The following is a 13,184-nucleotide window of genomic DNA, read 5'->3' as shown; positions in this document are numbered from 1 at the left end:
CGCTTTTGCGCTGTTGTAAGGTTGCTGTCATGTCTTTATGATTGCTTTGGTTATGTATGTTTCAGGTGTTTTCACCTGTTGTTACATATCTTAATCAAGAATGTTGCAGTTTGTAAAGTATTCTGAGAAAAAATTTTTAACTTACCCTGTGGAAAGCTCTGATACCTAGTTACAGTCAGGGTTGTGCGGTAAATTGATACGTTTACAATTCTTTAAAATTTTCTACTTTATGACGGATGCTAATTCTGCGATCGCTACTTACAGCCCAGCTTACACAATCGTTCCAACTTATGAGTGCTTCAATCGCTGTACCTACTGCAACTTTCGCACCGACCCTGGCGAGAGTCCTTGGCTGACGCTCTCAGCAGCAACAGAAATTTTAAAACGACTTAAAAATGAGAAAGTCTGTGAAATTCTGCTCCTTAGTGGTGAAGTACATCCTAATTCACCACAGCGTCAGTCCTGGTTTCAGCGAATTTATGATTTATGTGCATTAGCATTGGCAATGGGTTTTTTACCGCACACCAATGCAGGGCCACTGAGTTTTGCAGAAATGCAAAAGTTAAAAAATGTAAACGTTTCAATGGGTTTAATGTTGGAACAGTTAACACCAGCATTGTTGAAGACTGTACATCGCCACGCACCCAGTAAAGCCCCAGAACTGAGATTGCAACAACTACAATGGGCGGGAGAATTAAAAATTCCGTTCACCACGGGTTTACTTTTAGGAATTGGCGAAACCGCAGATGATTGGTGGACAACCCTAGAAGCCATATCTGAGATTCATCAACGTTACCACCACATTCAAGAAGTGATTTTGCAACCTCACAGTCCGGGGAAACAGCAAATCTTCGATGCGCCACCATTTGACCCCCATCAATTACCAGCAGTTATTAGCAAAGCACGTCAACTTTTACTACCAGAAATTACAATTCAAATCCCGCCAAATTTAGTTAAAGATGAGCAGTGGTTACTGGCTTGTATTGAAGCAGGAGCAAGAGATTTAGGCGGTATAGGGCCGATAGATGAAGTGAATCCCGATTATCCACATATTCAGGAACAAGAATTGAAAGAAATTTTACAACCTGCGGGGTGGGAGTTAGTACCACGCTTGCCCGTGTATCCGCAATTTGATAGCTGGTTATCAAAAGAATTGCAAACAGCAGTAAATCACTGGCGGAAGATTTTCACCTCAAATTCTGTTTTATAAGTACAAGAGAGTGGATATTTGCTTATTTTATGATGTAGCGATCACTCCCACTCAGCCACGCACCTACCAAAAGACAGAGCTTGCACCCTAGCAACTGTTGTAAAATAGACAATAGACGGATTCGGAGGGCCAGTTAACTGGTCATAAACGCCTATAGAGACTATCTTCGGAAATCTCCAAGGTTTAAAGTCCAGCCAGCTGAAACAACTACAGAGGCTGTACCACCAGCGTATACCAGGCGATCGCATCACAACGCCTGAATTTTCGCAGCGTCTGGCTGCCATTAGCACAGAAATTAATCAACCCGTGTGTGCCTATCTCAACCGTCGCGGTCAAGTGATTCGTGTTGGGGTAGGCACACCTCGTCAGACGCAAATTCCACCGCTAGAACTGCCCCGTTACGGTGCAGAACGTCTGAGCGGTATTCGCTGTATTGCTACCCATCTCAAATCAGAACCACCGAATGAGGTGGCGCTGACTGCTATGGCAATGCAACGGTTAGACGCGCTGGTAATGTTGAATATCACTGGCACAGGATTTACTCGGCGTGGTGGTGGCGCTACAGGTTATGTCAAAGAAGCCTATCTAGCTCATTTAGTATCTGATACTAAACAACTAGTAGCAATTCCAAACTCAGGACACAGTACGCAAAACTCAGCAACCTACTCCAGTATTTCCCCACCGATGAGCTTGGATATGCTGGGAGAACAGGACTTCATCGATTTGGTGGAAGGACTGGAAGCAGAATTCCGGCGGGAATTTGTCGCCCAGGAAGTAGATGCTGATCATGACCGTGTGTTGATTGTGGGAGTGATGACCGATGAATTAACTCCGCAACGATTCCACGACACCCTAGCCGAACTAGGACGGCTGGTAGATACTGCTGGCGGTGATGTACTACAGACAGTACAACAAAAGCGATCGCGCATTCATCCCCAAACAGTTATCGGTGAAGGTAAGGTGCAAGAAGTCGCCTTAACTGCCCAAACTCTCGGATGTAATCTTGTCGTCTTTGACCGTGACCTTTCACCAGCCCAAGTCCGCAACTTAGAAGCGCAAATTGGTATTCGAGTAGTTGACCGCACAGAAGTAATTTTAGATATCTTTGCTCAACGCGCTCAATCCCGCGCTGGTAAATTGCAAGTAGAACTGGCACAGTTAGAATATATGCTGCCGCGACTAACTGGCAGAGGTCAGGCAATGTCGCGGTTGGGTGGTGGTATTGGGACTCGCGGCCCTGGTGAAACCAAACTAGAAACAGAACGTCGGGCAATTCAACGGCGAATTTCTCGACTGCAACAAGAAGTCAACCAGTTGCAAGCCCATCGTTCACGCTTACGACAACGAAGACAACATCAAGAAGTGCCTTCAGTGGCTTTGGTTGGTTACACTAACGCAGGCAAATCTACCTTACTCAACGCCTTAACTAACGCGGAAGTTTATACTGCTGACCAGTTATTTGCTACCCTTGACCCGACTACACGTCGTTTGGTCATTCCCCATGCAGACACCAATGAACCCCAAGAAATTCTGATTACAGATACGGTAGGGTTCATTCACGAACTGCCTGCGTCCTTGATGGATGCCTTTCGTGCAACCCTAGAAGAAGTCACAGAAGCGGATGCGTTATTACATTTAGTGGATTTGTCTCATCCTGCTTGGTTAAGTCACATTCGTTCAGTGCGAGAAATCCTCGCCGCTATGCCTGTGACTCCCGGCCCAGCCTTGGTTGCCTTTAACAAAATTGATCAAGTAGACAGCGAGACATTAGCTTTAGCTAGAGAAGAATTTCCCCTAGCTGTATTCATTTCGGCAAGCGAACGTTTAGGTTTAGAAACCTTACGTTTACGTCTTAGCCAATTGATTGCATACGCTGTTGACTCTCGGTAAATACCGAACATAAATTTTGAATATTTCAACACACAATGCCGTGGTTCAAGAAACTACGGCTTTAATTTTTCTCTATGGATTTACTGTGGTATTTCCTGAATGACAGGATACTCGATGACGTGCTAGAACCAATAGCTATAGATATTTTTATTTTGGTACTTGATATATAAAGTAACTCAAGTTTTAGGAAGACTTATATTACTTTTCCTGTTACCAATTTTTTTGCGATCGCTATCCCTAGCACAATTATTTATGTCAACAAATTCCCAGCAAGTAGAACCAACAAAAGTCAAAGTTCAGCTTCTCTTAACAGGAGGACATCAGTATACAGTTTATCTCAATCCAGATGACCCTGTATTGCATAGCCTGTTAACCACTGTTGTTGCTCGTGCTTATAAACAAGAAGCAGCCAGTCAAGGTTTATTTCAAGTGCCTGTTAATGAGGGACATTCGGCTTTATGCTTTGCTAGTGATCATCTTGTTGGGTTAATCACCGAACCACCTCTTTGGATACAGCAAACTGAAAATGTACAACCTGTAGCCAATGATGTTTTGAATTCTACTTATGTACAAATAGATAATTTTTTCTCACCTAGTGAGCATGAAAGACTGATTAAGTATGTATTAGCTAACAAGTCAAAGTTTGTTTCTACTAATACTTCGACCAATGATAAAAATTATCGCCGCTCAATGGTTCTGTACTCATTTCCAGAGTTTTCGGAACTAATTATCAATAAAGTTCAGCAGATTATGCCTGATGTGATGAGCAAATTGGGAATGACACCCTTCACAGTAGGACAAATTGAAAGCCAACTGACTGCACATAATGATGGCAATTATTACAAAATTCATAACGATAACGGTAGTTCGGATACCGCTACCAGAGAACTAACTTATGTTTATTACTTCAATAAAGAACCTAAACGGTATTCTGGCGGAGAATTATTAATATATGACAGTAAAGTTGAAAATAACTTTTATGTCAAAGCAGAATCATATAAAACCATCGAACCACGCAATAACAGTATTGTATTTTTCTTTAGTCGATATATGCACGAAGTTCTACCTGTGAAGTGTCCATCTAAGGCATTTCCCGATAGCCGCTTTACAATCAATGGCTGGGTACGTCGAGCGTCCTAAGCGAAATTACTTATCTACTTTAAAATTCCTTTAAGTGAGGCGATCACCTCACTTTTTATTTGTCAATCAAACTAAAATATTAAATACACTGTCCTAGTAAATACTTAAATATTTTTGCAAGTATAAATATCTAATTTCAATATAAATACAGAGATAATCTGACTTTTTTGTCTGAGATTAAAGTTCTGGTAAAAATATCTATAAACTATAGACTACTGATAATTCATTGTGGCAAATTATATTTATTCATCACTGAGAAAAAATAAAGTTTCAGAGATTACTATCAACTTCATCCCAGATTGAACTCCCTAGAAAATAGAACTTTTCGTTATACAACCTAAGTGAAAGCTGAAATAGTAAAATTCGCGTAATTTCAGTAGCGAAATAGCGCAATTTTTCAGCTTAGTTTGTCATAACTTAAAAACTCTATTTTGCAGGGATATTTTATGCTGCGATGCAGTTTTAGAGAACTTTTTAGATGTGAAAAGGAGTTTTAAAGAAGTGACTCAAATGAAAACAAAAAAAGTAATAGGTTATATAACCTGTGGTTTATCGTCATTAGCTGTAGTTATGGCTGGCGCAATATCGCAAGCAGATGCAGCATCTATAAGTTTTTCTGGAACAGGAACTAACCCAGCATCGAATGGGACGACTAATGCTCTGGGAGCATCAGTTATCTTTGATGACAGCTTAAATCCAGGAAAACTAACAATTACCCTCAAAAATACAGGGCCAGGTGCTACAGCACCTTCTGATGTTTTGACTGCTGTGTTTTGGGAATATGGCGGATCAGCTCTAACAAACTTGTCTTTATCTTCAGCTACTGCTCCAACAGTAATTTCTGGCTCTACAACCACAAGTAATGTTAACTTACTGGGTAATCTTAATGAATGGAAATTACCAAATACTGGTAACGGAACATCAGACTTACCAGGAATAACCCAAAACTACGGTATAGGTACTGCTGGATTAGGTATTTTTCAAGGTGGTGGTGGGCAGCAATTTAACTACGGCATCATTAGTGGTTATGATGATCCAAACCCAGCAGTGAAAGGTGGGACTTTTGTTAAAGACTACGCCACATTTGTCTTATCTGGTCTACCAAGTACTTTTGATCTAACCAAGATCAGCAACATTCGCTTCCAATTCGGGACAAACTTGAGCGAACCTAGCTTTGCTGGCACTCTAGTTAGTGCAGCACCAGCACCAGCGCCTGCACCCGCACCTGCACCTGCACCAGCACCTGCACCTGCACCAGCACCAGCGCCTGCACCAGCACCAGCGCCTGCACCAGCACCTGCACCTGCACCAGCACCCGCACCCGCACCAGCGCCTGCACCCGCACCCGCACCAGCGCCTGCACCCGCACCAGCACCAGCGCCTGCACCAGCACCAGCGCCTGCACCAGCACCAGCGCCTGCACCAGCGCCTGCACCAGCACCAGCGCCTGCACCCGCACCAGCGCCTGCACCCGCACCAGCGCCTGCGCCTGCGCCTGCACCAGCACCAGCGCCTGCACCCGCACCTACTCCATCTCCTACAACTTACTATCAACCATCTACTTCTCAGCCAAAACCTAAGAGAGTACCTGAACCTAGCACAATTGCAGCTTTAGGCTTATTTGGTATGAGTACTTTAAGGCTGAAGAAAAAAAATCAAGAGGATAATTCACCAGCTTAAGCAAGACTTTTGAGTTCTCATAATTAATTTTAGATGTGGGTTGAGAAGTGAAAAAACGCTTCTCGCCCATTTTTTTAGTTAATCTAAAATCAAAAATTTCCTGACAGAAAGCTATGCAGATTGATTTTAGGCAACAAATATAGTTAAAGCAACTAGAACGGATAACGAGGTTTTAGAATTGAGAAGTATAAAACAAAATAGAGGACATTATGGCTGCTAATGTAGAAATTTACACTTGGAGGACTTGCCCATTTTGCATCCGCGCCAAAAGTTTACTAACCAGTAAAGGTGTTGACTTCATCGAATACAGCATTGATGGTGACGAAGACGCACGGGATAAAATGGCTCAAAGAGCAAATGGCAAACGTTCTTTACCACAAATTTTTATTAACGATCGCCATGTTGGTGGTTGTGATGATATTCACGCTTTAGACCGTCAAGGCAAGCTAGATGAACTACTAGCTAATTAGAGGTAATTTATAAAACAATCAAGTGTTGGAATTACGCTAATTTCTAATGCCAAGGTTTGTGAGTTAGTTAAATCATCAGGAGTTAATCTAAATTGAAGAACTTAGAATTTCCTGGCGATTGAGGCAAATAGCGTGAAACTGGCTTTTATTATTGATCCCATCCATCTGCTTGACCCTTGTCATGATACCAGTGTTGCTCTGATGGAAGCAGCACAAATTTTAGGACATGAAGTCTGGATAACTCAGGCAAACTGGCTGAGTGTGGTAGAAGGTAAAGCTTGGGCAATTCTGCAACAGGTGGAACTAATACCAATAGATTTGGTAGAAGGACGTTGGGTTGCGGCTAATCCTTGGTATCGCTTGCAGGAACGCTCCTTGATTTCTTTAGAAACAATGGATGCCGTATTTATGCGGACAGATCCACCAGTGAATGACTCTTACCTCTTTGCTACTTACATTCTCGATTATGTTGACCAAACTAAAACTTTGGTGATTAACAACCCAGATGGAATTAGGAGGGCAAACGAAAAAATGTATGCCCTCCAATTTAGTGAAGTGATTCCAGAAACTATTGTCAGTGCGGATAAGCAGTTTATCCGGCAATTTGTCGAAGCCAAAGGAGCAACGGTTCTCAAACCACTGGGTAACAAAGCAGGAGAAGGGATTTTATTTTTACAAGCAGGCGATCGCAACTTTAACTCTATTGTGGAACTCAGCACTTATCAAGGCAAAGTACCTGTGATGGTGCAAACTTATCTCCCAGAAGCTAAGGATGGAGATAAGCGCATCATCTTACTGCATGGTGAACCGATTGGTGCTTTAAATCGGCTTTCGAGTGGTAGTGATTTTCGTAACAATATGGCTGCTGGTGGTACAGTTGCGGACACTGACATTACACCCAGAGAACATGAAATTTGTACTCGACTAGCTGATAAATTACGTCAAGATGGGTTAATTTTTGTTGGGATTGATGTAATTGGTGGCTACCTCACAGAAGTCAATGTTACCAGCCCTACAGGAGTGCGGGAAATTGACAGACTAAGTGGTACTCGTTTAGGCCATCAGGTAATTCAATGGGTGGAACAGCGTCTACAAGCTAAAAAATAAAATAATTGCAATTCTTTTGAATATTTCCCGGTCAGCCTTGGTGATCTACTGTCAAGTCACTCTAGAATCAATCAAATAATTTGAGCGATCGCACCTGTCAAGTAAGGCTAATAGCTTTTGAGACAGGTGCTAATTACTTGGAAATTTGTCGTTACTCTGCTCAAAATTTTTTCTAAATACAAAACTAGGACATCAAAGTCTGCTGACTTTTGCCCAAATAAATTTAGTCTGTAAATAGTGTGGACGAGTGTTTTCACCAATTCGCCAAATCAAAAATAGCAACAGAATAATTTCTGTTCCTGATGCAATTTAGGCATTAGCAAGTTTTATACAATACTCAGTGCTATCTGAGACTGCAAACTTGATCTCATATCTCGAATCCAAGATACTTCAATTACGTGGTGGTGTACGCCGTCTTTGCAGAAACTCAGGAATGTCTAAACCTGATTTTTCTTTCGGTTCCGCCACTGGGGTTGATGGATTAGCTGTTGGTGATTGTGTGGTTGATTTTTTGGGTGGCGGTGCAACGCGGGGGTTGCTGGCATTTTGTGGTGGTGCTGTTTGCCCTTCACCAGTGAACCCTGTCGCAATCACAGTAATTCTGACTTCACCTTGTAAACGATCATCAATTACTGCTCCAAAAATAATATTGGCGTTGGGATCAACTACCTCATAAATTGTTTCTGCGGCTGCGTTCACTTCATGTAAGGTTAAGTCACTGCCACCAGTAATATTAAAGACTACTCCTCTAGCACCTTCAATAGAAGATTCGAGTAAAGGAGAAGAAATTGCGGCGATCGCAGCTTCCCTAGCGCGTGATTTCCCAGAACTAATCCCAATTCCCATCAGTGCTGATCCTGCATCAGCCATCACAGCTCGCACATCGGCAAAGTCAACGTTGACTAACCCAGGGATGGTAATAATATCAGAGATGCCTTGTACCCCTTGACGCAACACATCATCGGCATAGCGAAAGGCTTCTTGTACAGGTGTCTGTTCGGGAATTACTTCTAATAATTTATTGTTGGGGATGATAATTAGTGTATCTACTCGACTTTTCAGTCCTTCAATACCTTGTTCGGCTTGGCTAGTACGGCGGCGACCTTCAAAGACAAATGGCCGTGTGACCACACCAACTGTCAAAGCACCCATTTCTTTAGCTACTTCTGCCACAATTGGCGCAGCTCCTGTTCCTGTTCCACCACCCATCCCAGCTGTGATGAATACTAAATCTGCACCTTCTAAAGCTGTAGCAATTTCATCGCGTGATTCTTCCGCAGCTTTTTGACCGATGGCTGGATTTCCTCCAGCACCTAAGCCTCTGGTTAACTTCTGCCCAATTTGCAAGCGACTGGGCGCTCCAGCTAAAGTTAAAGCTTGAGCATCAGTATTAATTGACCAAAACTCCACACCACTCACATCAGACTCAATCATCCGGTTGACGGCATTGCCACCACCACCACCAACACCAATGACTTTGATGTTGGCGACTCTACCAGGAACAATCTCGCCAATGCGGCTGTTTTCTAATGATATTTTTTTACTGTCTTGGCCTTGAGCAAAATTCAGCCCAGAATGATTAAAGGGATTATTTGAGTTGACTGCCAGTGAAAATCCTGGCTGTCCCACAGATTGGGAGTTTTTATAGGTAAGCCCTTGGTTATTATCAAGCGTCATTGGATTTGTGAAAGGTAGATAAACGACTTTTCCGGGTGCTACTCACCTGAGAATCAACTATAGTTTGACACTGGCAAAATCTATAGGTACTGCTCTTGTATTTTGATCATGAATGACAACTTTAACAAGCTTGTCAATCTGTAATTTGGCTATGCAAGCCAGCGATCGCACAACTAATTCTAGAGAAGTATACCTACATTTACCTAAAGTTGATCTGTCTAAATTCAACAAGCTATTAATAGCTTTCCTACTATGTTGCCGATTTGGCACAGTATACATTTTGCATACTGAATGCCCTCCCATGATTTTTGTTGACAATTTAAGTTGGTCATTAATTTTACAACTACCTGTAATGTTTTTTGGTGCGTTAAATTTCGCTTTTCTTGAGTTTAATGAGTAAATTTTATGATTTCTTAATATCAAATAATACTCAAAACTATGATTACTTTTACTTGTATCATGTGTAGTCTTGACTAGTTTTACGTTGTCAAATACAAACTCAATGAGCTTACAAAGCACACTCAGCTTATATAATTGAGAAAATAACATAATTGCAAAAGACACAAGGTATCGTGTCTTATCTGCTTTAATAATATAGTTGATAGATTTCACCATTGGCGATAATTAAACCCTCAAATCTGAAATTTATCTTATATCTACCTATCAATAGATTTGACAGTGCCAGAAAACTTGATACTGATAGCGATCAAAGAGACTTGCGAATTAAGCCTCCTGTGACATCGCATTAAAAGTTCATCCTAATCTTTTGAGTCTGTTGTCAAAAAAATTCAAATTATCAATAAACTTATATATTTATCTATTAGCATCAAATTTCTTGATTTACCGAGAGGATTTGATACACAAAAATTAATATAGATGATTGGTTAAGGGGTTTGAGATTCAACTTTTGGGCTTTTTTGGATCATGTGTACTATGGGAGAGTCAGGATTTTTGAGATCAATATACTCTATTTGACTAGGATTAATTTTGGCTGGTAAATTTCGCAGTTGCGACAGTATCTTGATTTGTTCTGGTAATAGAGAACTAGGAGTACCAAAATGTACATTGCCAATTTCAGTTTTCAGGATTAAATTTGCTAAATCTTGAAAATTAACTTCCATAATTTTCACAGAACTTTGATTTAGCAAAGGATACAGTTGACTCCAATATCTTTGGTATTGCTCTGGTGTGCCAATAACTTTCAGACTGGGTAACTTCAACTTAGGGTTCACCAATGTATATTGTTCTAGGGGTATCCAAACGCCACCAGCATCTAATAAACCAATAGATGACTGTTTGTTTTTAGATTGATTATTTGGTGTCAGTCTTTGCGCTACAGCTACAGGTACTCGTTCTTGGATTTCGATGATTAATCCAGGTGGAAACAGACGACGACTCACTGTTGCTTGAGCAATAGTTGATTGTTTTTTCAAAGAATTTGCGATCGCTCCGGGTTCAACTTTCCATAAAGATTGCGGATAAGATAGCTTCAACATTGACTTAATGGCTGTTTCTGGGAGGACTTGATTTTCTGTTTTGATCACAATTTGTTTGGGATCACGAAGTACCCAGACAGGTTGTAGTGCTACCCAAAGTAACCCCCCAGCTAAACCACTAATAGCCAAAGTTCGCCAAATCGCTTGAATAACTTTCATTTGCCGTTGCCGACGTAGTTTTTTGCGGCGCTGGGACAAATCTGTTTGAGAAACGGATACAATACCTGCCATTCTCACCTCTTGTTGATTACATTCTTAATCTTTGGCTATATTTATCAACCCTTTGATCATGGGGATGTGCCAGCTTAGAGTCACATCAGCAAAATTTTAGATATGAGAAATTTTGCCTATTCTATTTTGCAGTGCGGAGTAGCCATTCAGTTAAGTTGATTTTGGTGAATTATAGTTACCGCGATCGCCATTAACTTGGCTAGAGAATAAATATTGACAAAAATATTATTCTATGCGTTCAAAATGTATAACTGCTTTACAGTAGTTATGCTGTTATGTGATGCAGATCGCACTCAGTGTCAAAAAATCTAGCTAATTTTGTAGATACAGATGTTTTGTGGCAAAAGCAATCTTGTGATCCACATTTAACTCAACTGACAAAACACAATCTTGAGTCCGACATTATAGCAATCCTATTTGATTTGTAAACATCGCCCATTAGTAAAGAAGAAGGGCGATATTGACTTTTCTCCATATTCAGCAGAAAAAATTTGACAAGTAGTTGTATTGGAGGAAGAGTTCAGAGCATTCACCGTATAAACACGTAGTACAATAGTCAAATAATTATTTGCAAAATCTTGCTATGTGGTAAATTTATTAACTGCCTTCATAGCTAGACATTAGTTTATCTTCAGTTATTTAAAAGCTTAAAGATTGTCAAAAGCTACACATAATATAAATAAAAGACAGATATACTGTAAGTATCAGGGACAAAAGTAGCTCTAGTATTATCTGATAGTTACTGGTAGCAAGAAATTACAATCTGCTACCCACTACAATTCACAAACCAGAAGTGAGTGAGCAAAATAACTATCATTTACTAGAAATACTTCGTATATAAATAGACAAACAATACCGTATCTCCAACTGCATCTACATCTCAATGATCAATACAGAGTATTTGTCACGCTTTTATAAAGCATGTAACCCCAGCTATGCGCTCAATATGAGCGTTCGCAGTGATCAGCAGTATTATATAGATTTCGCTGATGTCCGTGGCTGCAAGATTGTGGAAGAATTGCAACGTACTATCAGCCGTATTTCTCCCGATGAACCTACCTGTCAGTTATTTACAGGTCATATTGGTTGTGGCAAGTCAACGGAATTACAACGCCTCAAAGCAGAACTAGAAGCAGTGGGATTCCACGTAGTTTACTTTGAGTCTAGCCAAGACTTAGATATGGCTGATATTGATATCAGCGATATTCTTTTGAGTGTAGCGCGTCAAGTCAGTGCTAGTTTAGAAGCAATTAAAATCAAAGTCCAACCACACTACTTCATCAACCTCTTTAAAGAAATTGGAGATTTTTTGCAAAGCCCCATAGAACTTTCTGGAGAAGCCGAATTATCTCTGGGGATTGCCAAAATTACTGCCAAAACCAAAGATAGCGCCCAAGCCCGAAATCAACTCCGGCAATATTTAGAACCACGTACTAACAGCATTTTGCAAGCAATTAATGAAGAAGTTCTAGAAAAAGCCGTTGAACAACTGAAACTCCGTGGTCAAAAAGGTCTAGTTGTCATTGTTGATAATTTAGATCGAGTCGATATGCGTCCCTTAGCATCTGGGCGGACACAACCAGAATATCTCTTTATCGATCGGGGTGAACAATTACGCCGACTCAAATGTCACGTTGTCTACACCATTCCCCTAGCGTTAATTTTCTCGAATGAGTATGAAACACTCAAAAACCGATTGGGAGGAGGTATTTCGCCAAAAGTCTTACCAATGGTGAGAGTTAAGCAAAGAGATGGTAGTGATTACGAACCGGGGATGTTGCTACTGCGTCAGTTAGTCTTAGCTAGAGCATTTCCAGAAGTTTCTTATAATGAAAGACTTTCATTAATCACAGAATTATTTGAGCATCCTGAAACTCTTGACCGTTTATGTCGGGTGAGTGGCGGACATATCCGTAACTTATTAGGCTTGCTTTATAGCTGTTTACAACGACAAGACCCGCCTTTTTCAGCACAATGTTTAGAAGCAGTCATTAAAGATTACCGCGATGATTTGCTATTAGCAATTGATGAATATCAGTGGGAATTATTGTTTGAAGTAGTGCAACAACAAAGCGTCAAAGGTGAGTCTGAATATCAAAGTTTGCTGCGAAGTATGTATTTATTTGAATACCGCGATCCTGTAGGTCGTTGGTTTGGGATTAGCCCAGCATTAGCAGAAACTGAAAAAGTCCTGGCTTGGCAGCAAAAAAGGTAACAAGACTGAGCAAGCAAATAATTATTAGTATCAGTCATTAGTCTAGGTGAATTTGACTAATGACTAAT

At 40.8% G+C, this 13,184-nt stretch carries 9 protein-coding genes and 2 pseudogenes; 8 read left to right on the top strand and 3 right to left on the bottom strand.

Annotated features, from left to right (window positions below; translation table 11 throughout):
* The first annotated feature begins 229 nt into the window (after positions 1 to 229).
* From cofG to gshB, 7 genes and pseudogenes are all read left to right on the top strand, one after another.
* Positions 230 to 1,210 (top strand): 7,8-didemethyl-8-hydroxy-5-deazariboflavin synthase subunit CofG, encoded by a 981-nt coding sequence (cofG, locus tag H6G75_RS05970; RefSeq protein ID WP_190979031.1) that lies wholly within the window; start codon positions 230 to 232, stop codon positions 1,208 to 1,210.
* Between the two features lie 153 nt (positions 1,211 to 1,363).
* Positions 1,364 to 3,100 (top strand): GTPase HflX, encoded by a 1,737-nt coding sequence (gene hflX, locus H6G75_RS05965; protein WP_190979042.1) that lies wholly within the window; start codon positions 1,364 to 1,366, stop codon positions 3,098 to 3,100.
* Between the two features lie 252 nt (positions 3,101 to 3,352).
* Positions 3,353 to 4,240, top strand: coding sequence for a 2OG-Fe(II) oxygenase (locus H6G75_RS05960; protein WP_190979030.1), 888 nt, complete (start codon positions 3,353 to 3,355; stop codon positions 4,238 to 4,240).
* Between the two features lie 501 nt (positions 4,241 to 4,741).
* Positions 4,742 to 5,488 (top strand): annotated as a pseudogene (locus H6G75_RS33915) (XDD4 family exosortase-dependent surface protein); the annotation flags it as partial.
* 342 nt (positions 5,489 to 5,830) lie between these two features.
* Positions 5,831 to 5,920, top strand: a pseudogene (locus H6G75_RS33910) (PEP-CTERM sorting domain-containing protein); the annotation flags it as partial.
* 209 nt (positions 5,921 to 6,129) lie between these two features.
* Positions 6,130 to 6,390 (top strand): glutaredoxin 3, encoded by a 261-nt coding sequence (grxC, locus tag H6G75_RS05950; protein ID WP_190979029.1) that lies wholly within the window; start codon positions 6,130 to 6,132, stop codon positions 6,388 to 6,390.
* Positions 6,391 to 6,522: 132 nt separating this feature from the next.
* Positions 6,523 to 7,497: a glutathione synthase gene (gene gshB, locus H6G75_RS05945; protein WP_190979028.1), complete on the top strand. Its 975-nt coding sequence runs from the start codon at positions 6,523 to 6,525 to the stop codon at positions 7,495 to 7,497.
* Between the two features lie 390 nt (positions 7,498 to 7,887).
* Here the strand turns inward: gshB and ftsZ are convergent, their stop codons facing one another.
* From ftsZ to H6G75_RS05930, 3 genes are all read right to left on the bottom strand, one after another.
* Positions 7,888 to 9,174: a cell division protein FtsZ gene (ftsZ, locus tag H6G75_RS05940; protein ID WP_190979027.1), complete on the bottom strand. Its 1,287-nt coding sequence runs from the start codon at positions 9,172 to 9,174 to the stop codon at positions 7,888 to 7,890.
* A gap of 57 nt (positions 9,175 to 9,231) precedes the next feature.
* Positions 9,232 to 9,444 carry a hypothetical protein gene (locus H6G75_RS05935; RefSeq protein ID WP_206757368.1) on the bottom strand — a complete coding sequence of 71 codons (213 nt, stop codon included), beginning with the start codon at positions 9,442 to 9,444 and terminating at the stop codon, positions 9,232 to 9,234.
* 614 nt (positions 9,445 to 10,058) lie between these two features.
* Positions 10,059 to 10,901 (bottom strand): cell division protein FtsQ/DivIB, encoded by an 843-nt coding sequence (locus H6G75_RS05930; protein ID WP_190979025.1) that lies wholly within the window; start codon positions 10,899 to 10,901, stop codon positions 10,059 to 10,061.
* A gap of 883 nt (positions 10,902 to 11,784) precedes the next feature.
* On the opposite strand from H6G75_RS05930, the gene H6G75_RS05925 reads away from it, so the two are divergent.
* The gene (locus H6G75_RS05925; RefSeq protein ID WP_190979024.1) at positions 11,785 to 13,116 is read left to right on the top strand and encodes a P-loop NTPase fold protein; all 1,332 of its coding nucleotides are present in this window, start codon (positions 11,785 to 11,787) and stop codon (positions 13,114 to 13,116) included.
* The last annotated feature ends 68 nt before the right edge of the window (positions 13,117 to 13,184 follow it).

It is taken from the genome of Nostoc sp. FACHB-280 (assembly GCF_014697615.1).
Taxonomy (GTDB): Bacteria; Cyanobacteriota; Cyanobacteriia; order Cyanobacteriales; family Nostocaceae; genus Nostoc_B.
This window is presented reverse-complemented; position numbering and strand designations above follow the sequence as displayed.